Source organism: Enterobacter cloacae complex sp. P1B (assembly GCF_014982345.1).
Classification (GTDB): Bacteria; Pseudomonadota; Gammaproteobacteria; order Enterobacterales; family Enterobacteriaceae; genus Enterobacter; species Enterobacter bugandensis.
On record NZ_JADCLF010000008.1, the window covers coordinates 281,442 to 305,852 of the forward strand.

Annotated in this window: 21 protein-coding genes; 11 read left to right on the plus strand and 10 right to left on the minus strand. The window is 59.8% G+C overall.

The window, feature by feature from the left end:
* The first annotated feature begins 59 nt into the window (after positions 1 to 59).
* Genes menD through menE form a run of 5 tightly spaced genes read left to right on the plus strand, consistent with a single transcriptional unit; the run spans position 60 to position 5,680 of the window.
* Positions 60 to 1,730, plus strand: a complete 1,671-nt coding sequence (menD, locus tag INF77_RS09815) for a 2-succinyl-5-enolpyruvyl-6-hydroxy-3-cyclohexene-1-carboxylic-acid synthase (protein WP_193532329.1) — start codon at positions 60 to 62, stop codon at positions 1,728 to 1,730.
* The gene (gene menH, locus INF77_RS09820; RefSeq protein WP_193532330.1) at positions 1,727 to 2,503 is read left to right on the plus strand and encodes a 2-succinyl-6-hydroxy-2,4-cyclohexadiene-1-carboxylate synthase; all 777 of its coding nucleotides are present in this window, start codon (positions 1,727 to 1,729) and stop codon (positions 2,501 to 2,503) included. The genes menD and menH overlap by 4 nt, the downstream gene beginning before the upstream one ends.
* On the plus strand, positions 2,500 to 3,357 hold the full coding sequence (gene menB, locus INF77_RS09825) for a 1,4-dihydroxy-2-naphthoyl-CoA synthase (protein WP_028013920.1): 858 nt from the start codon (positions 2,500 to 2,502) through the stop codon (positions 3,355 to 3,357). The genes menH and menB overlap by 4 nt, the downstream gene beginning before the upstream one ends.
* Positions 3,357 to 4,322: an o-succinylbenzoate synthase gene (gene menC / locus INF77_RS09830; protein ID WP_193532331.1), complete on the plus strand. Its 966-nt coding sequence runs from the start codon at positions 3,357 to 3,359 to the stop codon at positions 4,320 to 4,322. Before menB ends, menC begins: the two co-directional genes overlap by 1 nt.
* Positions 4,319 to 5,680 (plus strand): o-succinylbenzoate--CoA ligase, encoded by a 1,362-nt coding sequence (gene menE, locus INF77_RS09835; protein ID WP_193532332.1) that lies wholly within the window; start codon positions 4,319 to 4,321, stop codon positions 5,678 to 5,680. Before menC ends, menE begins: the two co-directional genes overlap by 4 nt.
* Here menE and INF77_RS09840 read toward each other — a convergent pair whose 3' ends face one another.
* The 3 genes from INF77_RS09840 to INF77_RS09850 are packed head-to-tail and all read right to left on the minus strand — an operon-like array spanning position 5,681 to position 8,630.
* A complete protein-coding gene (locus tag INF77_RS09840) occupies positions 5,681 to 7,195 on the minus strand; it encodes a tripartite tricarboxylate transporter permease (RefSeq protein WP_041908947.1) in 1,515 nt (504 codons plus the stop codon).
* Positions 7,196 to 7,206: 11 nt separating this feature from the next.
* On the minus strand, positions 7,207 to 7,638 hold the full coding sequence (locus INF77_RS09845) for a tripartite tricarboxylate transporter TctB family protein (RefSeq protein ID WP_193532333.1): 432 nt from the start codon (positions 7,636 to 7,638) through the stop codon (positions 7,207 to 7,209).
* Between the two features lie 11 nt (positions 7,639 to 7,649).
* Positions 7,650 to 8,630 carry a tripartite tricarboxylate transporter substrate binding protein gene (locus tag INF77_RS09850; RefSeq protein WP_047363034.1) on the minus strand — a complete coding sequence of 327 codons (981 nt, stop codon included), beginning with the start codon at positions 8,628 to 8,630 and terminating at the stop codon, positions 7,650 to 7,652.
* 137 nt (positions 8,631 to 8,767) lie between these two features.
* Between INF77_RS09850 and tctD the strand changes: the two genes are divergently transcribed.
* From tctD to INF77_RS09870, 4 genes are all read left to right on the plus strand, one after another.
* Complete coding sequence (gene tctD / locus INF77_RS09855; protein ID WP_028013915.1) at positions 8,768 to 9,442, plus strand: transcriptional regulator TctD; 675 nt, start codon at positions 8,768 to 8,770, stop codon at positions 9,440 to 9,442.
* On the plus strand, positions 9,429 to 10,838 hold the full coding sequence (locus tag INF77_RS09860; protein ID WP_193532334.1) for a sensor histidine kinase: 1,410 nt from the start codon (positions 9,429 to 9,431) through the stop codon (positions 10,836 to 10,838). The genes tctD and INF77_RS09860 overlap by 14 nt, the downstream gene beginning before the upstream one ends.
* Positions 10,839 to 10,965: 127 nt before the next feature.
* Positions 10,966 to 11,505, plus strand: coding sequence for a YfaZ family outer membrane protein (locus INF77_RS09865; RefSeq protein ID WP_028013913.1), 540 nt, complete (start codon positions 10,966 to 10,968; stop codon positions 11,503 to 11,505).
* A gap of 93 nt (positions 11,506 to 11,598) precedes the next feature.
* Positions 11,599 to 12,798 (plus strand): nicotinamide mononucleotide deamidase-related protein YfaY, encoded by a 1,200-nt coding sequence (locus tag INF77_RS09870; protein ID WP_063943421.1) that lies wholly within the window; start codon positions 11,599 to 11,601, stop codon positions 12,796 to 12,798.
* Positions 12,799 to 12,831: 33 nt separating this feature from the next.
* Here the strand turns inward: INF77_RS09870 and glpC are convergent, their stop codons facing one another.
* The 3 genes from glpC to glpA are packed head-to-tail and all read right to left on the minus strand — an operon-like array spanning position 12,832 to position 16,854.
* Positions 12,832 to 14,022, minus strand: a complete 1,191-nt coding sequence (gene glpC, locus INF77_RS09875) for an anaerobic glycerol-3-phosphate dehydrogenase subunit GlpC (protein WP_193532335.1) — start codon at positions 14,020 to 14,022, stop codon at positions 12,832 to 12,834.
* Positions 14,019 to 15,236, minus strand: a complete 1,218-nt coding sequence (gene glpB, locus INF77_RS09880; protein WP_088204778.1) for a glycerol-3-phosphate dehydrogenase subunit GlpB — start codon at positions 15,234 to 15,236, stop codon at positions 14,019 to 14,021. Before glpB ends, glpC begins: the two co-directional genes overlap by 4 nt.
* Positions 15,226 to 16,854: an anaerobic glycerol-3-phosphate dehydrogenase subunit A gene (gene glpA / locus INF77_RS09885; RefSeq protein ID WP_028013909.1), complete on the minus strand. Its 1,629-nt coding sequence runs from the start codon at positions 16,852 to 16,854 to the stop codon at positions 15,226 to 15,228. The genes glpB and glpA overlap by 11 nt, the downstream gene beginning before the upstream one ends.
* Before the next feature lie 250 nt (positions 16,855 to 17,104).
* On the opposite strand from glpA, the gene glpT reads away from it, so the two are divergent.
* Complete coding sequence (gene glpT / locus INF77_RS09890) at positions 17,105 to 18,457, plus strand: glycerol-3-phosphate transporter (RefSeq protein WP_028013908.1); 1,353 nt, start codon at positions 17,105 to 17,107, stop codon at positions 18,455 to 18,457.
* Between the two features lie 11 nt (positions 18,458 to 18,468).
* The gene (glpQ, locus tag INF77_RS09895; protein WP_041908960.1) at positions 18,469 to 19,521 is read left to right on the plus strand and encodes a glycerophosphodiester phosphodiesterase; all 1,053 of its coding nucleotides are present in this window, start codon (positions 18,469 to 18,471) and stop codon (positions 19,519 to 19,521) included.
* A gap of 23 nt (positions 19,522 to 19,544) precedes the next feature.
* On the opposite strand, the gene yfaE is transcribed toward glpQ, so the two are convergent.
* The 4 genes from yfaE to ubiG form a co-directional block, all read right to left on the minus strand.
* Positions 19,545 to 19,799: a class I ribonucleotide reductase maintenance protein YfaE gene (gene yfaE / locus INF77_RS09900; protein ID WP_010433414.1), complete on the minus strand. Its 255-nt coding sequence runs from the start codon at positions 19,797 to 19,799 to the stop codon at positions 19,545 to 19,547.
* Positions 19,799 to 20,929: a class Ia ribonucleoside-diphosphate reductase subunit beta gene (nrdB, locus tag INF77_RS09905; protein ID WP_041908962.1), complete on the minus strand. Its 1,131-nt coding sequence runs from the start codon at positions 20,927 to 20,929 to the stop codon at positions 19,799 to 19,801. Before nrdB ends, yfaE begins: the two co-directional genes overlap by 1 nt.
* Before the next feature lie 49 nt (positions 20,930 to 20,978).
* A complete protein-coding gene (nrdA, locus tag INF77_RS09910; RefSeq protein ID WP_028013905.1) occupies positions 20,979 to 23,264 on the minus strand; it encodes a class 1a ribonucleoside-diphosphate reductase subunit alpha in 2,286 nt (761 codons plus the stop codon).
* Between the two features lie 347 nt (positions 23,265 to 23,611).
* A complete protein-coding gene (ubiG, locus tag INF77_RS09915) occupies positions 23,612 to 24,340 on the minus strand; it encodes a bifunctional 2-polyprenyl-6-hydroxyphenol methylase/3-demethylubiquinol 3-O-methyltransferase UbiG (RefSeq protein ID WP_193532336.1) in 729 nt (242 codons plus the stop codon).
* Positions 24,341 to 24,411 lie beyond the last annotated feature (71 nt).

Below are 24,411 nucleotides of genomic sequence, written 5' to 3' on the forward strand. Positions count from 1 at the left end.
AAAATTCCAATTTTTTCTATTATTTATACTGTGTCGCATTCTTGATACCGGACAATCTCATGTCAGTAAGTTCTTTTAACCGACGCTGGGCGGCGGTGATCCTTGAAGCCCTGACGCGCCATGGCGTCAGGCACGTGTGTATTGCACCGGGTTCTCGCTCAACGCCGCTGACGCTGGCGGCGGCTGAAAACCGGGCGTTTGTTCACCACACCCACTTTGACGAGCGAGGTTTGGGACATCTCGCGCTCGGGCTGGCGAAGGTCAGCAAAGAACCCGTGGCGGTGATTGTCACTTCCGGTACCGCCGTGGCGAACCTCTATCCGGCCCTGATTGAAGCCGGGTTAACCGGTGAAAAACTGATCCTGCTGACGGCCGACCGTCCGCCTGAGCTAATCGACTGCGGCGCCAATCAGGCCATTCGCCAGCCCGGACTTTTTTCTACGCACCCTTCGCAGACGGTTTCGTTACCGCGTCCCACCCAGGATATTCCTGCAAGCTGGCTGGTCTCCACCGTCGATCACGCCATGGCGACATTGCGCAGCGGGGCGCTGCATATCAACTGCCCGTTTGCCGAGCCGCTGTACGGCGAGCTGGACGATACCGGCCTTGACTGGCAGCGGTCGCTCGGCGAATGGTGGCAGAGCGAAAAGCCGTGGCTGCGCGAGCAGACGCATCTTGAGAGCGTGAAACAGCGCGACTGGTTCTTCTGGCGGCAGAAGCGAGGCGTGGTCATCGCCGGGCGCATGAGCGCCGCCGAAGGCAGGCTGGTCGCCGAATGGGCGCAAACCCTCGGCTGGCCGCTGATTGGCGACGTGCTTTCCCAGACCGGCCAGCCGCTGCCGTGCGCCGATCTCTGGCTGGGTAACGCGAAAGCGGTTACTGAGCTTTCGCAGGCGCAGATTGTGGTCCAGATCGGCGCAAGCCTGACCGGAAAACGTCTGCTGCAGTGGCAGGCGACCTGCACGCCGGAAGAGTACTGGGTGGTGGACGCGCTGGAAGGGCGGCTCGACCCGGCGCACCATCGCGGCCGTCGTCTGGTGAGCAAAATTGATAGCTGGCTGGAACTGCACCCGGCGGAAAAACGTCAGCCATGGGCGATGGCGATCCCTGAGCTGTCGCGTCAGGCGTGGGAAATCACCAAAGCGCGCTGTGAGACATTCAGCGAGGCCGGGCTGGCGCACCGTATTCGCCAATACCTGCCAGAACAGGGGCAGCTGTTTGTCGGCAATAGCCTGGTCGTGCGGCTGATCGATGCCTTTTCGAAGCTGCCGGTGGGCTACCCGGTGTACAGCAACCGCGGTGCCAGCGGCATCGACGGGCTGATCTCGACGGCGGCGGGGGTGCAGCGCGCCAGCGCGAAATCGACGCTGGCGATCGTGGGCGATCTCTCCGCGCTCTACGATCTCAACGCGCTGGTGCTACTGCGTCAGGCGTCCGCGCCGTTTGTGCTGATTGTGGTCAACAACAACGGTGGGCAGATTTTCTCCCTGTTACCAACGCCCCAGAGCGAGCGCGAGCGCTTCTACCTGATGCCGCAGAACGTGCAGTTTGAACACGCCGCGGCGATGTTCAGCCTGAAATACCATCGCCCGGAAAGCTGGGAACAGCTGGAAGCGGCGTTAAGCACCGCCTGGAAGCAGCCGGGCGCGACGCTGATTGAGCTGGTGGTGAACGAGGCCGACGGCGCGCAGACCCTGCAAAGCCTGCTGGCGCAGGTGAGCCAGCTGTGATCCTCTCGGGCGTGCAGCAGGCCGGAAAACCAGGCTATCCCTGGCTGGTCTTTTTGCACGGTTTTTCCGGCGACTGCCGCGAGTGGCAGGCTGTCGGGAAGCAACTCGGCGAGTATTCCCGGCTCTATCTTGACCTGCCGGGCCACGGTGCGTCCGGGGATATTGCCGTGACGGGGTTCGACGAAATGAGCACGTTACTTACCCGAACTCTGCTTAGTTACAACATACTGAACTACTGGCTGGTGGGGTACTCCCTCGGCGGCCGCATTGCGATGTTTCATGCCTGCCAGCAGCCAAAGGGGCTGCTGGGGGTGATCGTTGAAGGTGGACATCCGGGCCTTCCGGTTGAGGATGAGCGTCACGCGCGGTGGACATCCGACCGCCGCTGGGCGACGCGTTTTCGCACCGAACCGCTGGAAAAGGTCTTTACCGACTGGTATCAACAGCCGGTATTTGCTTCCCTCACTGACCACCAGCGCAAGGCGCTTATTGCCCTGCGCAGCCAGAACAACGGCGCGACGCTGGCGAAGATGCTCGAAGCAACGTCGCTGGCCGTGCAGCCCGATTTGCGTGCCGCGATTAGCGTATGCAATTTCCCTTTTGACTATATCTACGGTGAACGTGACCAGAAGTTCGCGGCCCTGGCCGCTGAACTGGACGCCGTTCGCCATGCGATTCCAAACGCCGGACACAACGCCCACCGGGAAAACCCCGACGCGGTTGCCGCGAGTCTGGCTCAGATACTGCGTCTTCGAATAAAGGACACTCTATGATCTATCCTGATGAACATATGCTTTATGCGCCGGTTGAATGGCAGGACTGCTCCGAAGGCTACACCGACATTCGTTACCACAAATCCGCCGACGGCATTGCCAAGATCACCATCAACCGTCCGCAGGTGCGTAACGCCTTCCGTCCGCTGACCGTCAAAGAGATGATTCAGGCCCTGGCGGATGCGCGCTATGACGACAGTATCGGCGTGATCGTGCTGACCGGTGAAGGCGAGAAGGCCTTCTGCTCCGGTGGCGATCAGAAGGTGCGCGGCGACTACGGCGGATACCAGGATGATGCGGGCACGCACCACCTGAACGTCCTCGATTTCCAGCGCCAGATCCGCACCTGCCCGAAACCGGTGGTGGCGATGGTGGCGGGCTACTCCATCGGCGGCGGCCACGTGCTGCACATGATGTGCGACCTGACCATCGCTGCTGAAAACGCCATCTTCGGCCAGACCGGCCCGAAAGTGGGCTCCTTCGATGGCGGCTGGGGTGCCTCTTACATGGCGCGCATCGTCGGGCAGAAAAAAGCCCGCGAAATCTGGTTCCTGTGCCGCCAGTACAACGCACAGGAAGCGCTGGATATGGGCCTGGTGAATACCGTGGTGCCGCTTGCCGATCTCGAAAAAGAGACCGTGCGCTGGTGCCGCGAGATGCTGCAAAACAGCCCGATGGCGCTGCGTTGCCTGAAAGCGGCACTTAATGCCGACTGTGACGGTCAGGCGGGTCTGCAGGAGTTGGCGGGTAACGCCACCATGCTGTTCTACATGACCGAAGAGGGTCAGGAAGGACGCAACGCGTTTAACGAAAAACGCCAGCCGGACTTCAGCAAATACAAACGGAACCCGTAATGCGTCGCGCGCAGGTTTACCGCTGGCAGATACCGATGGACGCGGGCGTGGTGCTGCGTGAACGGCGTTTAAAAACCCGTGACGGCTTCTTCGTGCATTTGCAGCAGGGCGAGCGGGAAGGCTGGGGCGAGATTTCGCCTCTGCCGGGCTTTAGCCTGGAGTCGCTGGATGAGGCGCAGTCTGCATTGCTGACGTGGGTAAAGGCGTGGCGTGAGGGCGCAAACCCGGCATTACCGGACGCGCGTTCCGCCGCCTTTGGCATCAGCTGCGCGCTGGCGGAGCTGGACGGTAGCCTGCCGGAAGAGGCTAACTATCGCGCGGCACCGCTCTGCACGGGCGACCCGGACGAGCTGTTCGCGCTGCTCGCCGCCATGCCGGGCGAGAAAGTGGCGAAAATCAAAGTCGGTCTCTACGAAGCGGTGCGTGACGGCATGGTCGCCAACCTGCTGCTGGAAGCAATCCCCGATCTGCACCTGCGTCTGGATGCCAACCGCGCGTGGACGCCGCTTAAGGCGCTGCAGTTCGCGAAGTACGTCAACCCGGCGTACCGCAGCCGCATTGCCTTCCTCGAAGAACCGTGCAAAACCCGTGATGATTCGCGCGCCTTTGCCCGCGAAACGGGGATCGCCATCGCCTGGGATGAAAGCCTGCGCGAGGACGATTTTGAATTTGTCGCCGAGCCCGGCGTCAGCGCGGTGGTGATTAAGCCGACGCTAACCGGCAGCCTGGCGAAGGTGCGCGAGCAGGTCTCGGCGGCGCACGCGCTGGGGCTGACGGCGGTGATCAGCTCGTCGATAGAGTCCAGCCTGGGGCTGACCCAGCTGGCGCGCATTGCCGCCTGGTTAACACCGGACACGGTTCCCGGCCTCGACACGCTGAACCTGATGCAGGCTCAGCTTCTCCGCGAGTGGCCTGCCAGCACGCTGCCGTGCCTCGACGCAGAGGCGCTGGAGCCGTTGCTATGAGTTTTACCGACTGGCCCTGGCGTCACTGGCGCGCGCTTTTTGCCGATAAACCGGCCCTGCGGCTGAATGATGAAGCGCTCACCTGGCAGCAGTTGTGCGTGCGCGTCGACCGCCTTGCGGCAGGGTTTCACCAGAAGGGCGTGGCGGAGGGCGACGGCGTACTGCTGCTGGCCTATAACCACCCGCAAACGCTGCTGGCATGGCTGGCGCTGCTTCAGTGCGGGGCACGTATTCTTCCCGTTAATCCGCAGCTGCCGCGCCCGCTGCTCGACGTGCTGATCCCGCAGATGACGCTGCGCTTTGCGCTGGTGCTGGACGGCAGCTACGACGGCCTTCACGGCCTGAGCATGTGCGAGCCAGCGGATGCGTACTGCGCTGCGTGGCAGCCGGCGCGGCTGGCCACCATGACGCTCACCTCCGGCTCCACCGGGCTGCCGAAGGCGGCGGTGCATACCTGCGCCGCCCATCTTGCCAGCGCCCGCGGCGTGCTGTCGCTGATGCCCTACGGGGATAATGACGACTGGCTGCTTTCGCTGCCGCTGTTTCACGTTTCCGGCCAGGGGATTTTATGGCGCTGGCTGCAGGCCGGTGCGCGCTTAACCGTGCGCGAGAAGCAGCCGCTGGAGCAGGCGCTACGCGGCTGCACCCACGCCTCGCTGGTGCCGACCCAGCTCTGGCGTCTCCTGAATAGCGAAAGCCACATCGCACTGAAAGCGGTGCTGCTCGGCGGGGCGGCCATTCCCGTGACGCTGACGCAAAAGGCCCGGGAACTGGGCGTTCGGACGTACTGCGGCTACGGCCTCACCGAGTTTGCCTCTACCGTCTGCGCAAAAGAGGCTGACGGCGATCCGGACGTGGGCCGTGCACTGCCGGGCAGAGAGGTGCAGGTCGTTAACGGTGAAGTCTGGATCAAAGCGCAGAACATGGCTTCCGGCTACTGGCGGGACGGCGCGCTGATACCGCTGACCAACGCGCAGGGCTGGTTTGCCACTCGCGATCGCGGGGAATGGCATGGCGACCGTCTGACGATTTTAGGCCGCATGGACAATCTCTTTTTCAGCGGTGGAGAGGGGATCCAGCCGGAATCGCTGGAGCTCGTTATCGCCGCGCATCCGCAGATTAACCAGGTGTTTATCGTCCCGCTGGATGACGCCGAGTTTGGACAGCGTCCGGTGGCGGTGGTGGAGTGCGAGCCGGGAACGGATATCACCCGTTTCCCGACCTGGGTACAGGGCAGGCTGGCGCGCTTTGAGCAGCCCGTTCACTGGCTGGTGCTGCCGGCTGAGCTAAAAAATGGCGGGATTAAGATCTCCCGCCAGGCGTTAAAGCAGTGGGTCAATGCCCAGCTGTCCGTATAGTTAGCCGATATCCGGCTCCGGTTTGCGCTGGCGACGACGCAGCAGGCGCAACACCGGCGGCACCACAATCACCATGACCGCGAGCGCTAACAGAACCTTCGCGACGCTGCTGTCCCACAGTATCGACACATTACCGTTGCTGATGGACAGGGCGCGGCGCAGGTTCTGCTCCAGCATCTCACCCAGCACAAAGCCCAAAATCAGCGGAGACATTGGGAAGTGCATTTTTCGCAAGATGTAGCCGAACACGCCGAGGACCACCATCAGCACTAGGTCAAACGTGGTGCTGTGCACCGCGTAAACCCCCACCGCAGAGACGGCGGCAATGGCGGGCACCAGGAACCACAGCGGAATCGTCAGCATGCGGGTGAACAGCCCAATCAGCGGGATATTCATCACCAGTAGCATGACGTTGGCGATCAGCAGCGCGGCAATCAGCCCCCAGACAATATCAGGCTGCTCGGTAAACATCGCCGGGCCGGGCGTAATGTTATAGAGCGTCAGCGCGCCCATCATCACCGCCGTGGTGCCGGATCCCGGCACGCCCAGGGTCAGCATCGGGATAAACGAGCCGCAGGCCGAGGCGTTATTGGCCGCCTCAGGCGCGGCGACGCCGCGAATATCGCCTTTTCCAAAGCTGTCGCTATTGCCGCTGAGCTTCTTCTCGGTCATGTAGGTGATGGCGCTGGCGATAGTGGCCCCGGCGCCCGGCAGGATGCCGACGAAGAAGCCAATCACCGACGAGCGCAGCGTGGCGCCGATGCACTGCGCGCCCTCTTTAGCGCTAAAGAGCATCCGGCCGGTTTTGCGCACCAGCGTCTGCCCGCTGCTGGTATGCTCCAGCATCAGTAAGATCTCAGAGACAGAGAACAGGCCGATCACGACGACAATGAACTGCACGCCATCGGACAGGTGAACGCTGTCGAAGGTAAAGCGATAGACCCCGGTGTTGGCATCCACGCCGACGGTGGCTAACCCTAATCCAATCAGCGCGGATAAAAACGACTTCAGCGGATTTTGCGCCATCATGCTGCCGAGGCAGGCAATGGCGAACACCATCAGGGCAAAATATTCTGCCGGACCAAACGCCAGCGACCACTGGGCCAGCGCAGGAGCGAACAGAATGATGCCGCCAATGGCAATCAGTGAGCCAAAGAATGAACTGACCGCAGAGATGGAGAGCGCCACGCCGCCGCGTCCCTGCCGCGCCATTGGGTAGCCGTCCAGCGCGGTCATGATCGCCGCCGCATCCCCCGGCACGTTAAGCAGGATCGACGAAATGCGTCCGCCATATTCACAGCCGATGTAGACCGTTGCCAGCAGGATCAGCGCCGATTCCGCAGGCAGATGCAGGGCAAACGCCAGCGGGAGTAAAATCGCCACGCCGTTGATCGGCCCAAGGCCCGGCAGCAGGCCGACAATCGTGCCCACGAAACAGCCGATCAGGGCGATCACCAGGTTTTCCGGGGTCATCGCCACGGCGAACCCCTGCGAGAGGTAAATCCAGGTATCCATAGCGTGCTCCGTTAATTAAGCCAGGCGCCGAGCGGTAACGTCACGTCCAGCAGGCGGTCAAAGGCGTACCACAGTAAAATCCCCATCACCACGCCTGAGATCCCCGCCGCGGGGAGGGTGGCGTTAAACAGCATGCCGATGACCATCGTCAGAATGGCGGTCGCCACCGGGAAGCCGAGCCACTCAAAGCCCCAGGCATACATCAGCAGGACAATCACCATCACCAGCAGACGCTGCAGAATGCGACGCGGCGGCCAGTCGACGGTATCCGGGTGGCGAAGCAGCAGCGCCACCGAGCAGAGCAGCATCAGGCCGACGATGCCCATCGGGAAGGGGCGGGGTCCCACGGGTTCATAGCTGTATTCGCTGTGGATCTGCCAGGCGACAAACATCCCGCCAACGCAGAGCAGCAGCCATATCCCGGCAAAAATACGATCGCTCATAGCGCCTCCGGTTATTTCGCCAGGCCAAAGGCTTTCGCCTGTTCGCGGTAGTCATTCACCTGTTTTTTGACGTACTCATCCAGTGGCTTACCGGTCAGGTTGAACTCAAACAGTCCGCGCAGATCGCGCTGTTTCTTAAACTCTTCGGTCTGCTGGAGCTTGTTGAACGCGTCGACCCACCACTGGTACTCGGCGTCGGTCACTTTTGGCCCGACGAAGAAGCCGCGGATGATCGGCCAGACCAGGTTATAACCCTGTTCTTTGGCGGTCGGGACGTTCGCCAGCTGGCCCGGCAGACGGTTTTCCGAGAAGACCGCCAGCACGCGGATTTTATCCCCGCTCAGGTACGGCACCATCTCGCTGAGATCGCCGGAAACGGCCTGAACGTGGTTGCCCATCAGCGCCGTGACCGGTTCGCCGCCGCCCTCAAAGGCCACGTAGCGCATCTTGTGCGGGTCAACCTTCGCCTGCTGGGCGAGAAGGGCCGCTTTCATCCAGTCCTGGCTGCCGATAGACGCCCCTGCGCCAATCACCACGCTGTTCGGATCTTTTTCCATAGCGGTCAGCAGATCTTTCAGGGATTTCCACGGGGAATCGGCACGCACGGCAATCATTCCGTAGTCGGTGCCGACGGTCGCCAGCCAGCGCACGTCGTCCACACCGTAGCGGCCAAACTTGCCCTGCGACAGGTTCAGCAGCGAGCCGCCGGAGAAGGCCACCACCGTTCCCGCTTCCGCCGGACGTTGCGCGACAATCGCGTTATAGGCCACCGCGCCCACGCCGCCTGGCATGTAGGTGACGCGCATCGGTTTCTCAATGGCCTTCGTCTCCAGCAGGCTGACCTGAATAAGCTTGCAGGTGAGATCGAAACCGCCGCCCGGTTTGGCCGGGGCGATACATTCGGTACGGGACGGAGCGTCCTGGGCCTGAACGACAGAGGTACTCAACAGCAATACGCTTGCAGCAAGGGTAGAAAGTAATTGTTTTTTCATCGTTTATCCTCACGCCGGGGGTACGGGGCTTTTTTTCTGATTATGTGAACCACCTTGTAGCGGTTCCGTTGCGTGATTGTTAAAACAATAACCTTTCATTTACCTTTCAACGGGACACCAACTTTACAGGATGTGACATGCGTCTCTTACTAGCAGAAGATAATCGTGAGCTGGCTCACTGGCTGGAGAAAGCGCTGGTGCAGGAAGGCTTTGCCGTGGACTGCGTCTCCGACGGACGTGCCGCCGACCATCTGCTGCAGGGTGAAAACTACGCGGTCGCTATTCTGGACATCGGCATGCCCGGTTTTGACGGCCTGGAAGTGGTCCACCGCCTCAGAAAACGGGGGCAAACGCTGCCGGTGCTGTTTCTTACCGCCCGCAGCAACGTGGCGGATCGGGTGAAGGGACTGAACGCCGGGGCAGATGACTATCTGCCAAAACCGTTTGAGCTGGAGGAGCTTGACGCGCGTCTGCGCGCCCTGTTGCGCCGAAGCGAGGGTCGAACGCAGGAGCGCCAGCGCCTTGGGGAGCTGGAGTATGACGACGAGGGCTTTTTCCTGCTGCGCGATGAACCGCTTTCCCTGACGCCGCGGGAGCTCTCCCTGCTGAAAGTGCTGATGCACCGCCGGACCCGTCCGGTTTCACGACAGCAGCTTTTCGATCAGGTGTTCAGCCTGAACGACGACGTCAGCCCTGAAAGCATCGATCTCTATATTCACCGGCTGCGTAAGAAGCTGACCGGCAGCGGCGTGCGGATCACCACCCTTCGGGGGCTTGGGTACGTGCTGGAGTGCGGCGATGAGGTGGGTTAAGCCGCAGTCGCTCTATCTGCAGCTGTTGCTTTTCCTGGGTCTGCCGCTGCTGCTGCTGTGGGGATTGTCGGCCTTTAACAGCTACGTTAGCGCACTGCAGGCGGCCACGCAGGCCTACGATCGCACGCTGTTATCCTCTGCCCGCACCATCTCCGAGCGGCTGGAGGTGCGCAACAGCAGGCTGGCGGTGGACGTGCCCTGGGTGGTGCTCGACAGCTTTGAGCTCAACATGAACGACCGGCTCTACTATAAGGTGGTCGACCCCGAAGGCCGGGTGATCTCCGGCTATGACGATCTGCCGAAGATGCCGCCTGCGACGTCGCGCACCACGCTCTATCCGGCGCTGGCCTGGTTTTACCACACCGAATATCGCGGCCAGGCGATTCGGGTGGCGCGCCTGCTGCAGCCCGTAAATGAAGATAATGTTTTTGGCATGGCGGAGATTTACGTCGCCGAGACGCTCCAGTCCCGCCGCTATCTCGCCAGCCAGCTGCTCTTTTCATCCTGGGTTTCACAGGGGCTGCTGGTGCTGCTGACGCTGGTGCTGACCGCATGGCTGCTGCGCCGCGTGCTGCGCCCAATGCGCCAGCTTTCGTCACTGATGGTGCGGCGCGAGCCGGGCCTGCTCGCACCGCTGCCGGAGCTGCTGCCCTGGTCCGAGACCCGGCTGCTGATAGTCGCCTTTAACCGCTATATCGACCGGCTGCGCGGCGTGCTTTCGCGTCAGGAACGCTTTAACGCGGATGCGTCGCACCAGCTCAAAACGCCGCTGGCGGTGCTTAAAACCCAGGTCTCCGTCGCCCTCGCGCGTCAGGATCCCGCCCTGTGGCAGGAGAGCCTGCGGGCAATGAATGTCACCCTGGACGACACTATCGTGCTCACCGAGCGGCTGCTGCAGCTTTCAGCGGTGAAGGGAAAAGAGCAGGGGGATCGTCATTTTACGCCTGTGGATCTGGTTCAGGTGGTGCAGAACTGCTGCTTTTCCCGGCTGGCGCAGGCGCGGAGCAAGGCGATTGATTTAGGATATGACGGTGTACAGCAGCCGGTCACGATCGAAGGCGATGACGTTCTGCTGGGCGAGCTGTGCGCCAACCTGCTGGAGAACGCGATTAAATATACGCCTGCAGGCGGGACCGTGACCGTATTCCTGCGCGTGGATGGCGGCGCCGTTGAGCTGAGCGTTGAGGACAGCGGCCCCGGCATTGAAGAGGATCAGATCTACCAGGCGATGCAGCCTTTCCACCGTCTGGACAACGTCGGGAACGCCGCCGGTTCCGGGATTGGGCTGGCGCTGGCGGGGGATATCGCCCGGCTGCACCGCAGCCATTTGCAGCTGACTCGCAGCGAAACGCTGGGTGGCCTTTGCGTCAAAATGCGCTTTCTGCTGCTTACGTAAAAAAGCCGGGGTTTCAAATCGTTACAATCTTCCTGTCCGCCGCACGCAGAGTGCTTGATCCCCCGCAGACTCAGGTTAAAATCTCGCGGTTTTGGGGACTTCTCTATAATTATGCAGGATCGCGACAATGAAAAAAGTGGCATTACTGGGCCTCGGCCTGATGGTTGTATCTGCGGCGGCTAACGCCATTAGCATTAATGGTTCGGCGGGTCAGGACTATACTCACCTCGGTTTTGGCATGGGTACTGACACCTCCGGTCTGGCAATGACCGGCGGCTGGACGCACAACGATGACGACGGCGACGCGGCAAGCCTCGGCCTCGGTCTGAATATTCCTCTTGGCCCATTCCTGGCCACCGTTGGCGGTAAAGGTATCTACACCAACCCAAATGACGGTGATGAAGGGTATGCGGCGGCTGTGGGCGGCGGCCTGCAGTGGAAAATTGGCGACAGCTTCGGCCTGTTTGGCGAGTACTACTACTCTCCGGATTCCCTCTCCAGCGGCATCGACAGCTATGAAGAAGCCAACGCCGGCGCGCGCTGGACCATCATGCGTCCGATTACCATCGAAGCGGGCTACCGTTATCTGAACCTGGCCGGTAAAGACGGCAACCGCGATAACGCGCTGGCTGACGGCCCGTACGTGGGCGTGAGCGCAGGCTTCTAATCGTCCCGGCGCGGCGTTCCGTCGCGCCAGTTTCTCTCATCTCCACCCCGCGTTTGCGCTATAGTGTTTTGACCAAATAAGCGGGAGAACACAATGATTAACGTGGAGATGTTATCCACCGGCGACGAAGTGCTGCACGGACAGATTATTGATACCAATGCTGCCTGGCTTGCCGATCTTTTCTTTGAGCAAGGATTACCGTTAACGCGCCGCAATACCGTGGGCGACAATCTGGAGTCACTGGTCGCTGTTCTGCGCGAGCGCAGTGAACAGTGCGACGTGCTGATTGTGAACGGCGGGCTCGGCCCCACCGGTGACGATCTCAGCGCGCTGGCCGCCGCGACCGCAAAAGGCGAAGGGCTGATGCTGCACGAGGCGTGGCTTTCGCAGATGGAGCGCTTTTTCACCGAACGTGGCCGCGTCATGGCCCCCAGCAACCGTAAACAGGCTGAAATTCCCGCCAGCGCCGAGCTGGTTGATAACCCGGTCGGTACCGCATGCGGGTTTGCCATGCAGCTGAACCGCTGCCTAATGTTCTTCACGCCGGGCGTGCCCTCCGAATTTAAGGTAATGGTCGAGCAGCAAATCCTGCCGCGCCTTCGCCAGCGTTTTACCCTGCCTGAACCTCCGCTGTGCCTGCGCCTGACCACCTTTGGCCGCTCGGAAAGCGATCTGGCCCAGAGCCTTGACCACCTTCCGCTGCCGCCGGGCGTCTCCATGGGCTATCGCTCCTCTATGCCGATCATTGAACTCAAATTAACAGGACCGGCCACGCAGAAAGAGGCGATGCTGGCCCTGTGGCCTGAGGTGCAGCGCGTGGCGGGCGAAAGCCTGATTTTTGAAGGGACGGAAGGGTTGCCTGAGCAGATTGCAAAACATCTGCAGACTCGCCAGCTCAGCGTGACCTTAAGCGAGCAGTTCACCGGTGGCCTGCTGGCGCTGCAATTGTCGCGCGTCAACGCGCCGCTGCTCGCCAGCGAAGTGGTGCCGTTTCAGCAGGAGACCCTGGCGCAAACCGCCCGCTGGGCTTCCGAAAGAAGGGTGAAGCATTTTGCCGGTCTGGCGCTGTTTGTCGGCGGGCTGGATGAGGATTACCTCAACTTCGCGCTGGCGACGCCGGAAGGCACCTGGGCGCTGCGGGTAAAAATGAGCATCACCCGCCACAGCCTGGCAGTGCGTCAGGAGGTGTGCGCCATGATGGCGCTGAATATGCTGCGCCGCTGGCTCAACGGCAAAGAGGTCGCCAGCGAGCACGGCTGGATTAACGTTGTCGAGTCGCTGTTCGTTGAGTAATGCCTGTGCCGGGGCCTTTCGCCCCGGCAACGTTCAGCCCAGCGCTTTCGCCAGCAGGGTAATCGGATGTTCGCAGCGCTTGCTGGTGGACATCTCAATCTGCCATTTACAGGTTTCGCAGTCCGTCACCACGATATCCGCGCCGCTCTCTTCAATCTGGCGGAACAGCGGGGCACCAATTGCCTGCGAGGTTTCGTAGTTTTCACGCTTAAAGCCGTAGGTGCCTGCGATGCCGCAGCAGCGCGAATCCAGCACCGTCAGCTCCAGCCCCGGAATTAACCGCAGCAGCTCCAGCGTATAGAGCGACCAGCCCATTTTCTCCATATGACACGGGGTGTGGTAGACCACCTTCAGCCGCAATGTTCCCAGCGGCAATGTCTTTCCGCTGTCCAGCTTGCGCCAGAGGAAGCGCGTCGCCAGCTCGATGTGCTCGCGCAGTCCGGCGTTATCCACGTCCAGCAGGTGCGGATACTCATCGCGCAGGGTGAAGGTGCAGGTGGACGACGTCGCCAGCACCGGCATGCCTTTATCGACAATCGCTTCGCGCAGGGAGGTGACGTTGCTTTTGGCCTGCCTGCGCGCTTTATCGGTAAACCCGTTGGCAATCAGCGGCACGCCGCAGCACTTCTCTTTGCTAAGCAGCTGTACGCCGGTTCCCATGGCGTTCAGCACCTTCAGCAGGTCTTTTCCCAGCTGCGGGTGGTTGTAGTTCACATAGCAGCCGTGGAAAAAGGCTACCCGATCGTCGTACTGCGCCTGCTGCTCCGCGACGGTTTTATACCAGCGACGGAAGGTGCCGTGAGAATATTTTGGCAGGCTGCGGTGATGGTCTATTTTAAGCGTGGCATCCAGCAGCTGACGCACCGGCTTGAGTGAGGTTGCGGCATTCACCAGCGGGGCAAACGGCGTGGAGACGCTGCCCATCAGATCGGTATGGCTCAGGATCGCATCGCGCAGTGTCGGCTTTTGCGTGCTGTAGCGCGCCCGGGCGCGCTGGATGATGTCGCCGATTTTTACGTCCGACGGGCAGGCGACCTCGCAGCGCTTGCAGTTGATGCAGTATTTCAGCGCCTCGTCGTACAGCCTGCCGTCCTTCAGGCGCAGGCGCTCGCCGTCCGGCCCGGCCTGCTTTGGCCCAGGGTAGCGCGGGTTTACGCCGCTGACCGGGCAGACGGTGGTACAGACCGTGCATTTAATGCAGCTTTCGAAACGGGTGTCGTTCATTGTTCAGCCTCCACGCGCTGGATAATCTGCTCGGCTACATACAGCGCCGTGACGGCGCAAACCCCGCCGCCGCATCCCTGGGGGATCGGATCGTATCCGCCCAGCAGCGAGCCGATGGCAAAAAGATTACCGACGGGCATACCGGAAAGCTGCGGATGTAGCCGGTTATCGACAATTACGCCAAACTGCTGCCAGGGCTGCGGCGTGAAGAAATCACACTGATACCAGTCCGCGCGGGAAGCGGTTTGCCGCACATCCAGCCCCATAATCGCTTCCCGGATGCCCTCCCGGCTGCTCAGCAGCCCGTTGCTGAAGAAGCTCCCGCTCGCCAGCACCGTATAGCGGGCGCGAAGCGGAATATCCTCGTGGTTGCGCGTCCAGATTTCGCTCACCGCGCCGTCGGTCAGGGTGATTTTTTTCACCTCGTCACCCGCCATCCATACGCCGCCCTGCGCAACAAACTGGCGCTGAAGCTGGGTGTGCAGACGAATGCCGGGTACGGAAGGGGGAAGCGTCGGCAGTAAACCGAGCGTGCAGGGCAGACGATCCGAGAGCCAGCGCCAGAGCCGGTTGTCGTTTAAACCAAAGCAGGCGGGCATTAACAGGGCTTCGCAGGTTTCACCGAGCGGCCTGAGCGCGTCATACAGCAGCGGCCATTTGTCCTCGTTATCCAGAAAACGGGCGATATTCACCGCGCGAAACTCGCTCGGGTTATCGCGCAGGACATCCAGCTCGGGCAGCTCTATTTCTGCCGTGTCGGCGTTGATGCCCTGGCGACAGAGCGAGGCCGCCGCGAGATGGGGTTGAAAATCCAGAAAGCCGCTAATACCCACCACCCGCACTCGTCCCGCGCTGACGGGGGCCACGGGGACTTCCTCCGGGCTGAGCCACGCGGAGCGCAGGGTGCCGAGCGGCGTGATGCGCTGGTGATTTTGCCTGGCGCTTCCCTTCAGACGCGCGCCGCAGCCCGCCAGCAGCGCTTCGGCTTCCAGCGCAAAGCGGTCAATATGCTGCGCGCCAACCAGGTGATAGGGGTGCTCCGGCGGCAGCCTGTCGCGGTACGCTTCGTCCACCAGATCCAGCGATCCCGACGAGAAGTGCAGGGCGCTCTGGCCGCGGGTGATAATGGCGCAGCGAAGCCCCTGCTTCGTGAGTTTGATGCCGCAGAGCAAGCCTGCCAGCCCGCCGCCGACGATTACGGTATCAAATTTCATCGTGTTGCTCCTTCTCCAGGCCGCAAAGCCCCTGATAGACCCAGCGGGTAAATTCGCTTTCGCGCAGGGCATCGCCCCAGGCGACAGGCTGAATGCCTTTCCAGCGCTCGTTCAGAAACGCGCTGAGCTGATCGAGCGACTGGGTGGCGGTGGTGGTATGAAAACGCTGTAGCAGCCCGGCGGCACGACAGGCGCACAGTTCGCCCTGACAGGTCCCCATTCCGACGCGGGTGCGGCGGCGGAGATCCAACAGGCTGTTGACCGTCAGGTTCTCTACCGCGTACTGCACTTCGCCTGCGGTAACGGCTTCGCACTCGCACACCAGGCTGCGGCTCAGTCGTCCTTCACCGAGCCACTGCGGCGTTCTGTCGCCGTGGCGGTAGATGGCCGAACCGCGCAGCGGCGCGGGCAGGGAGATGATTTTTTGCAGCGTTTTTTCGGTAGACTGGCGCGATCCCGGCAGCGGCTGTTCTGCGGTAACGCACGGTTCGGTATTTCCGAGCTTGCGGCAGACGGCATCGGTCGCCCACTCGGCCATCAGCCGGTAGGTCATCAGCTTGCCGCCGGTAATGGTGATAAACCCGTCCATGCCGTCGCGCTCGGCGTGATCGAGCAGCACGATGCCCCGGCTGACGTTACGTCCGCTAGGATCGTTATCGCTGGCGACAAGGGGACGCACGCCCGCGTAGGCGCGCAGAATACGCGTCTGCGCCATCACCGGCGCCAGCTTTTCCCCTTCGCGCAGCAGAATATCCACTTCTTCGGCGGTGACCCGGTTGACGTCAATGTCGCTGTAGTCAACGTGCGTTGACGTCGTACCGATGAGCGAAATGGTGTCGCCCGGCACCAGAATGTCGGCGTCAGACGGTTTGCGGCAGCGGTTGATGACGTGGTTATTGATGCGGTGGTCAAGGATCAGCAGCGAACCTTTGGCCGGGAACATGCGGATGGATAAATCGGCGTATTCCGCGATGCGCTGGCCCCAGATCCCCGCCGCGTTGACCACCACGGCGGCGTGCAGCTCGCTGTGCTCGTTGTACTGCGTATCAAACACCCGCACGCCGCAGATGCGATGACCCTCGCGGATAAGCCCGGTCACTTCATGTCCGGTCAGAATGCGCGCGCCATGCTCGCGGGCGTCCAGCATGTTGGCGGCGGTCAGGCGGAACGGATCGACGGTGCCGTCAGGCACCTTCACCGCGCCGATCAGCGTCGGGTTCACCGACGGCTCCAGCCGCCGGGCCAGCGCCGGATCCATAGCCTCAGCCTGAATGCCCGCTGCAGTACAGGCGGTTATAAAGGTTGACTGAAAGGCGAGGTCATCTTCGGGAAGGGTAATAAAGAGGCCGTCGGTTGGCTCTATGCAGTGTCGGGCGATACGCTTGAGGATCTGGTTTTCAGCGATACATTCGCGCGCGGATTCACCGTCGGTGACCGCATACCGCGCGCCGCTGTGCAGCAGGCCGTGGTTACGCCCCGTCGCGCCGGTGGCGATATCGTGGCGCTCCAGAAGCGTGACGCTTAAGCCGCGAAGGGCGCAGTCGCGTGCGATGCCGGCGCCGGTTGCGCCACCGCCAATGATAATCACATCGCTGTAGCGTGGATCGTGAATTGTCATTGCCTTTCCTCTATGTTCGTTTTTTAGCATTTAGCCACATAGATCGTGTGGTTTGTTTGATTTCGAACATAAACGCGCGAAATTCGAAACTGAAACGTGATTTCATGCGCCTTTTTGCGCATTCTGTCATATTTCTGTAACAATTTGTGCGTTGATTCACAGTAACAAACCGCATGTTTTTTTAACATCCCCGCCTCTGTAACCGGGCGCGAGATGCCTGGTCATTTTTTGAAAGGCCACGGAGGCTGTTATGCTCAGTATCTTCAAACCTGCGCCGCATCGGGCGCGACTGCCAGAGGCAGAGATCGATCCTCTCTACCGCCGTCTGCGTTGGCAAATCTTCCTCGGGATCTTCTTCGGGTATGCGGCGTACTATCTTGTACGTAAAAACTTTGCGCTCGCCATGCCGTATCTGGTGGAGCAGGGCTTCTCACGCGGCGACCTGGGCTTCGCGCTGTCGGGGATCTCCATCGCCTACGGTTTTTCTAAATTCATCATGGGTTCTGTGTCGGACCGCTCGAATCCGCGTGTGTTCCTGCCCGCCGGTCTGATCCTCGCGGCAGCGGTCATGCTGTTCATGGGCTTTGTGCCGTGGGCGACGTCCAGCATTGCCATCATGTTCGTGCTGCTGTTCCTCTGCGGCTGGTTCCAGGGGATGGGGTGGCCGCCGTGCGGACGTACCATGGTGCACTGGTGGTCGCAGAAGGAGCGTGGCGGCATTGTGTCGGTGTGGAACTGCGCGCATAACGTCGGGGGCGGGCTTCCACCTCTGCTGTTCCTGCTGGGGATGGCCTGGTTCAACGACTGGCACGCGGCGCTCTACATGCCTGCCTTTGGTGCTATTCTGGTGGCGATTATTGCCTTCGCCCTGATGCGCGACACACCGCAGTCCTGCGGGCTGCCGCCAATCGAAGAGTACAAAAACGACTATCCGGATGACTACAGCGAGAAGCACGAAGAAGAGCTGACCGCGAAACAGATCTTCATGAAGTACGTGCTGCCGAACAAGCTGCTGTGGTACATCGCGGTGGCGAACGTGTTCGTATACCTGCTGCGCTACGGCATTCTCGACTGGTCCCCGACCTACCTGAAAGAGGTGAAGCACTTCGCGCTGGATAAATCCTCCTGGGCGTACTTCCTGTATGAATACGCCGGGATCCCGGGCACGCTGATTTGCGGCTGGATGTCGGACAAAGTGTTTAAAGGCAACCGCGGCGCAACGGGCGTGTTCTTTATGACCCTGGTGACCATCGCGACTGTCGTTTACTGGCTTAACCCGCCGGGTAACCCATCAGTAGACATGGCCTGTATGATCGTTATCGGCTTCCTGATTTACGGCCCGGTGATGCTGATCGGTCTGCACGCGCTTGAGCTGGCGCCGAAAAAAGCGGCGGGCACGGCGGCAGGCTTTACCGGTCTGTTTGGCTACCTCGGCGGTTCCGTCGCGGCGAGCGCTATCGTGGGCTACACCGTTGACTTCTTCGGCTGGGACGGCGGCTTTATGGTGATGATCGGCGGCAGCGTGCTGGCGGTTCTGCTGCTGGTTGTTGTGATGATCGGCGAGAAACGTCACCACGCGGAAGTGCTGGCGCGTCGTCAATAAGGAGCATTGCGATGAAATTAACTCCATTAACCACCGGCCTGCTGCTGGCAGGCCTGATGACAGGCTCTGCCCTGGCGGCGGATAAAATCGTTATCGCCCACCGCGGTGCCAGCGGCTATCTGCCGGAGCATACGCTGCCGGCGAAAGCGATGGCCTATGCCCAGGGCGCGGATTACCTGGAGCAGGATCTGGTGATGACGAAGGACGACCAGCTGGTCGTCCTGCATGACCACTATCTTGACCGCGTCACGGACGTGGCGGAGCGTTTCCCGGACCGCGCGCGCAAAGACGGTCGTTACTACGCCATCGACTTTACCCTGGATGAAATTCGCTCTCTGAAGTTTACCGAAGGCTTTGAGATTGAAAACGGCAAGAAGGTGCAGGTCTACCCGGGACGCTTCCCGATGGGCAAATCTGACTTCCGGATCCATACCTTCCAGGAAGAGATTGAGTTTGTTCAGGGGCTGAATCACTCGACCGGTAAAAATATCGGTATCTACCCGGAAATCAAAGCGCCGTGGTTCCACCATCAGGAAGGGAAGGACATTGCCGCGAAGACGCTGGAGGTGCTGAAACAGTACGGCTACACCAGCAAGAAGGACAAAGTTTACCTGCAGTGTTTTGACGCCGCCGAACTGAAGCGCATCAAAACCGAGCTGGAGCCGAAGATGGGGATGGATCTCAATCTGGTGCAGCTGATTGCCTACACCGACTGGAACGAAACCCAGGAGAAACAGCCGGACGGGAAGTGGGTGAACTACAGCTACGACTGGATGTTCAAGCCGGGCGCGATGAAGCAGATTGCGCAGTATGCTGACGGCATCGGGCCGGATTATCACATGCTGGTGGCGGAAGGCTCAACGCCTGGCCACGTGAAGCTGACGGCGATGGTGAAAGAGGCGCACGCCAGCAAGATGCAGGTGCATCCGTACACGGTGCGTGCCGACCAGCTGCCGCCATATGCCACCGATGTGAATCAGCTTTACGAGGTGTTGTATAAGCAGGCGGACGTGGACGGGCTGTTTACGGATTTCCCGGATAAAGCGGTGACGTTCTTAAAATAGAAAAAGGGCCGTAAGGCCCTTTTTTACATCTCGATCTCAATATCGCCTTTTGCCCGGCAGCAGCAGGGCAAAATTTCCCCTTCACTGATAAAGGCCAGCGGTTCGGTTAGCCAGTCCACCTGGCCTGCGACCAGACGGCAGCGGCAGGAGCCGCAATAGCCTTCACGACACTGGTACTCTACCTCCACCTGATGCGCTTCAAGCGCCACCAGCAGGGAAGGGTGCTCTTCCTGGCACAGCACTTCGGTGCCAGAAAGGCTCAGCGTTACGCGCGTCATCAGAGCTGGAAGTCGCTCAGGTCGTCGGTGTTGACTTCAGAATCAATCTGACCGACCAGATAAGAGCTCACTTCCACTTCCTGCGGCGCAACCTGCACGTTATCGGATACCAGCCAGGTGTTGATCCACGGAATCGGGTTAGAGCGCGTCTGGAACGGCAGGTCCAGACCAACCGCCTGCATGCGGATGTTGGTGATGTACTCCACGTACTGGCACAGAATATCTTTGTTCAGGCCAATCATGGAGCCGTCGCGGAACAGGTAATCAGCCCACTCTTTCTCCTGCTGAGCGGCCAGCACGAACAGGTCGTAGCACTCCTGCTTGCACTCTTCAGCGATTTCCGCCATCTCCGGGTCGTCCGTACCGCTGCGCAGCAGGTTCAGCATGTGCTGGGTGCCGGTCAGGTGCAGGGCTTCGTCACGAGCGATCAGACGGATGATTTTGGCGTTGCCTTCCATCAGCTTGCGCTCGGCAAAGGCGAAGGAGCAGGCGAAGCTCACGTAGAAGCGGATCGCTTCCAGGGCGTTAACGCTCATCAGGCAGAGGTACAGCTGCTTTTTCAGCGCGCGCAGGTTCACGGTAACGGTTTTGCCGTTCACGCTGTGGGTGCCTTCGCCCAGCAGATGCCAGTAGCTGGTCATCTCGATCAGCTCGTCGTAGTAGTGCGCAATGCCTTCCGCGCGCTTCTGGATCTGCTCGTTAGTGACGATATCGTCAAACACCACCGCCGGATCGTTCACGATGTTGCGGATGATGTGGGTGTAAGAGCGGGAGTGGATCGTCTCAGAGAACGCCCAGGTTTCCACCCAGGTTTCCAGCTCAGGAATCGAGATCAGCGGCAACAGCGCCACGTTCGGGCTACGGCCCTGAATGGAGTCCAGCAGCGTCTGGTACTTCAGATTGCTGATGAAAATATGCTTTTCGTGATCCGGCAGCGACTGGTAATCAATACGGTCGCGGGAAACGTCAACTTCTTCCGGACGCCAGAAGAAGGAGAGTTGCTTTTCAATCAGCTTTTCGAAGATGTCATATTTTTGCTGATCGTAGCGTGCCACGTTGACCGGCTGGCCGAAGAACATTGGCTCTTTGAGCTGGTCGTTTTTCGTCTGTGAAAAGGTGGTATATGCCATGAGTGTGTCCTGTCTTACGAAATAAAGGCGGGGATATCCCCGCCCTTCATTAGATCTTACATGCGCCGCTTTCGCAGCCATCGTCCTGAATTGACGGTACCAGGTCGTCCTGCGCGTCTTCTGCACCGTCACGGGTGTTGTGATAGTACAGCGTTTTCACGCCAAATTTGTAGGCGGTCAGCAGGTCTTTCAACAGCTGCTGCATTGGTACCTTGCCGGACGGGAAGCGCGTCGGGTCGTAGTTAGTATTGGCAGAGATCGACTGGTCGATAAACTTCTGCATGATACCCACCAGCTGCAGGTAGCCGTCGTTGTTTGGCATCTCCCACAGCAGCTCATAGTTGTTGCCCAGCGTTTCGTAATCCGGCACCACCTGACGCAGCACGCCGTCTTTCGACGCTTTAATGCTGACGTGGCCGCGCGGTGGCTCAATACCGTTGGTGGCGTTGGAGATCTGCGAAGAGGTCTCGGACGGCATCAGGGCAGAGAGCGTGGAGTTACGCAGGCCGTGCGTTTTGATGGACTCGCGCAGGCCTTCCCAGTCCAGGTGCAGCGGCTCGCTGACGATCGCATCCAGGTCTTTCTTATAGGTGTCGATCGGCAGAATGCCTTTTGCATAGGTGGTTTCGTTGAACCACGGGCACGCGCCTTGCTCTTTCGCCAGCTCGTTAGAGGCTTTCATCAGGTAGTACTGAATCGCTTCGAACGTCTGGTGCGTCAGGTTGTTAGCGCTGCCGTCGGAGTAACGCTTGCCGTTTTTCGCCAGCCAGTAGGCGAAGTTGATCACGCCGATACCCAGGGTACGACGGCCCATTGCGCCGCGTTTAGCGGCCGGGATTGGGTAATCCTGGTAGTCCAGCAGGGCATCCAGCGCACGTACCGCCAGCACGGCCAGCTCTTCCAGCTCGTCCAGGCTCTTAATCGCACCCAGGTTGAACGCGGAGAGCGTACACAGGGCAATTTCGCCGTTTTCGTCGTTCACGTCTTCCAGCGGTTTGGTTGGCAGGGCGATCTCCAGGCACAGGTTAGACTGGCGCACTGGCGCAACCGCCGGATCAAACGGGCTATGGGTGTTGCAGTGGTCAACGTTCTGGATGTAGATACGGCCGGTAGAGGCGCGCTCCTGCATCATCAGGGAGAACAGGTCTACCGCCTTCAGGCGCTGTTTACGGATGCTGTCGTCTTTTTCATATTTGGTGTACAGACGCTCGAACTCGTCCTGATCGGCGAAGAACGCGTCATACAGGCCCGGGACGTCGGACGGGCTGAACAGGGTGATGTCTTCCCCTTTCAGCAGACGGGTGTACATCAGCTTGTTGATCTGTACGCCGTAGTCCATGTGACGCACGCGGTTGCCTTCCACGCCGCGGTTGTTTTTCAGTACCAGCAGGCTTTCCACTTCCAGGTGCCACATTGGGTAGAACAGGGTCGCTGCGCCGCCGCGCACGCCGCCCTGAGAGCAGGATTTTACCGCCGTCTGGAAGTGCTTATAGAACGGGATACAGCCGGTGTGGAACGCTTCACCGCCGCGAATCGGGCTGCCCAGCGCGCGGATGCGACCGGCGTTGATGCCGATACCGGCACGCTGGGAGACGTATTTCACGATGGCGCTGGAGGTGGCGTTGATGGAATCCAGGCTGTCACCACACTCGATCAGTACGCAGGAGCTGAACTGACGGGTAGGAGTGCGCACGCCAGACATGATCGGCGTTGGCAGAGAAATTTTGAACGTCGATACCGCATCGTAGAAACGCTTCACGTAGTCCAGACGGGTGTCGCGCGGGTAGTTTGAGAACAGGCAGGCAGCCACCAGAATATAGAGGAACTGGGCGCTTTCGTAGATCTCACCGGTCACACGGTTCTGAACCAGGTATTTGCCTTCGAGCTGCTTCACCGCCGCGTAGGAGAAGTTCATGTCGCGCCAGTGATCGATAAACCCGTTCATCTGCTCGAACTCTTCTTCCGTATAGTCTTCCAGCAGATGCGTGTCGTATTTGCCCAGCTCAACCATTTTCACCACGTGATCGTAAAGCTTCGGCGGCTCGAACTGGCCGTAGGCTTTCTTACGCAGGTGGAAAATCGCCAGACGCGCAGCGAGGTACTGATAATCCGGTGCGTCGCGGGAGATCAGATCCGCCGCTGCTTTGATAATGGTTTCGTGGATATCAGACGTTTTGATGCCGTCGTAGAACTGAATGTGAGAACGCAGTTCAACCTGGGATATAGATACGTTATTCAGTCCTTCTGCTGCCCAGTCGAGAACTCGATGGATTTTGTCCAGATTGATACGCTCGGTAGTACCGTCGCGCTTTGTCACCAGCAGACTCTGATTCATGTGGGTTTTACCTGTCCGTGAAATAAAAAATATCCCCCGCTTATCCACAGATCCGTCTTGTGACTAACTCTGTGGATAAATACTACATATAGGGGGTTTGCGATAAGAAAAACGCTATATGGTGAGTATTCTAGTATCGAATCTTTTCAGCACAAGGGTTGATTTTGAGGTTAAATTGAGGTTGTGAAAGGGTAAAAAAGCGTAAGTCCTCGTACCGTAAGGCCTGGAAGAGATGTCAATAATTTAGAAAAAAAATTCAAAATTTGATCGAGTGCTGATTTCTTCAACGGGAGGTCAGAATTGCGCAACATGATGTCGCGCAATCATTATAAGAATAACGGATGACGTTAGTCGTTTTTGGCGGTTGTATGCAACATATAGTTAACATCCACGCCCGGGGCAAGTTTGAATTTATCCGTTAGCGGGTAGTAGTGCAGGCCCGTGATGTGCTGCTCCTTAAGCCACGTCTGGTCAACCCAGCCCAGCAGTTCGGCAGGCTTGATAAACTTCTTCACGTCGTGCGTCCCTTTCGGCACCATGCGCAGCACATATTCTGCGCCGACCACGGCCATCAGCCAGGCTTTACCGTTGCGGTTAATTGTCGAGAAGAAGACCTGGCCGCCCGGCTTCACCAGTTTTGCACAGGCGTTTACCACGGACTGCGGATCCGGAACGTGCTCCAGCATCTCCATGCAGGTCACCACATCGTACTGGTGAGCATGTTTTGCCGCGTGCTCTTCCACGGTTTCCTGCACATATTCCACCTGTATACCGGACTCCAGCGCATGAAGACGGGCAACCTGTAGAGGCTCGAAGCCCATATCCAGGCCGGTGACGGTGGCCCCTTCGCGCGCCATGCTCTCCGCCAGGATGCCGCCGCCGCAGCCGACGTCGAGCACTTTCTTACCGAACAGACCGCCGGAACGCTCCGCGATATAGCCCAGACGCAGCGGGTTAATGCGATGCAGCGGTTTGAACTCACCTTCGAGATCCCACCAGCGGGACGCCACCGCTTCAAATTTGGCAATCTCTTCGTGGTCAACGTTGTGTGCCACCGGGGATTTTTCGGCATTCATGGGCGCTTTTACTCCTTATTTAGCAAGACAAATGAGTATATCAGGCAATCCCTGTGAATAAAGCGTATAGG

What these genes read in the sequence shown, in the direction of transcription:
- menD (WP_193532329.1), top strand. Translation starts at nt 60, where the DNA reads ATGTCAGTAAGTTCTTTTAACCGACGCTGGGCGGCGGTGATCCTTGAA.
- menB (WP_028013920.1), top strand. Translation starts at nt 2,500, where the DNA reads ATGATCTATCCTGATGAACATATGCTTTATGCGCCGGTTGAATGGCAG.
- menC (WP_193532331.1), top strand. Translation starts at nt 3,357, where the DNA reads ATGCGTCGCGCGCAGGTTTACCGCTGGCAGATACCGATGGACGCGGGC.
- menE (WP_193532332.1), top strand. Translation starts at nt 4,319, where the DNA reads ATGAGTTTTACCGACTGGCCCTGGCGTCACTGGCGCGCGCTTTTTGCC.
- INF77_RS09840 (WP_041908947.1), bottom strand. Translation starts at nt 7,195, where the DNA reads ATGGATACCTGGATTTACCTCTCGCAGGGGTTCGCCGTGGCGATGACC.
- INF77_RS09845 (WP_193532333.1), bottom strand. Translation starts at nt 7,638, where the DNA reads ATGAGCGATCGTATTTTTGCCGGGATATGGCTGCTGCTCTGCGTTGGC.
- INF77_RS09850 (WP_047363034.1), bottom strand. Translation starts at nt 8,630, where the DNA reads ATGAAAAAACAATTACTTTCTACCCTTGCTGCAAGCGTATTGCTGTTG.
- tctD (WP_028013915.1), top strand. Translation starts at nt 8,768, where the DNA reads ATGCGTCTCTTACTAGCAGAAGATAATCGTGAGCTGGCTCACTGGCTG.
- INF77_RS09860 (WP_193532334.1), top strand. Translation starts at nt 9,429, where the DNA reads ATGAGGTGGGTTAAGCCGCAGTCGCTCTATCTGCAGCTGTTGCTTTTC.
- INF77_RS09865 (WP_028013913.1), top strand. Translation starts at nt 10,966, where the DNA reads ATGAAAAAAGTGGCATTACTGGGCCTCGGCCTGATGGTTGTATCTGCG.
- INF77_RS09870 (WP_063943421.1), top strand. Translation starts at nt 11,599, where the DNA reads ATGATTAACGTGGAGATGTTATCCACCGGCGACGAAGTGCTGCACGGA.
- glpC (WP_193532335.1), bottom strand. Translation starts at nt 14,022, where the DNA reads ATGAACGACACCCGTTTCGAAAGCTGCATTAAATGCACGGTCTGTACC.
- glpB (WP_088204778.1), bottom strand. Translation starts at nt 15,236, where the DNA reads ATGAAATTTGATACCGTAATCGTCGGCGGCGGGCTGGCAGGCTTGCTC.
- glpA (WP_028013909.1), bottom strand. Translation starts at nt 16,854, where the DNA reads ATGACAATTCACGATCCACGCTACAGCGATGTGATTATCATTGGCGGT.
- glpT (WP_028013908.1), top strand. Translation starts at nt 17,105, where the DNA reads ATGCTCAGTATCTTCAAACCTGCGCCGCATCGGGCGCGACTGCCAGAG.
- glpQ (WP_041908960.1), top strand. Translation starts at nt 18,469, where the DNA reads ATGAAATTAACTCCATTAACCACCGGCCTGCTGCTGGCAGGCCTGATG.
- yfaE (WP_010433414.1), bottom strand. Translation starts at nt 19,799, where the DNA reads ATGACGCGCGTAACGCTGAGCCTTTCTGGCACCGAAGTGCTGTGCCAG.
- nrdB (WP_041908962.1), bottom strand. Translation starts at nt 20,929, where the DNA reads ATGGCATATACCACCTTTTCACAGACGAAAAACGACCAGCTCAAAGAG.
- nrdA (WP_028013905.1), bottom strand. Translation starts at nt 23,264, where the DNA reads ATGAATCAGAGTCTGCTGGTGACAAAGCGCGACGGTACTACCGAGCGT.
- ubiG (WP_193532336.1), bottom strand. Translation starts at nt 24,340, where the DNA reads ATGAATGCCGAAAAATCCCCGGTGGCACACAACGTTGACCACGAAGAG.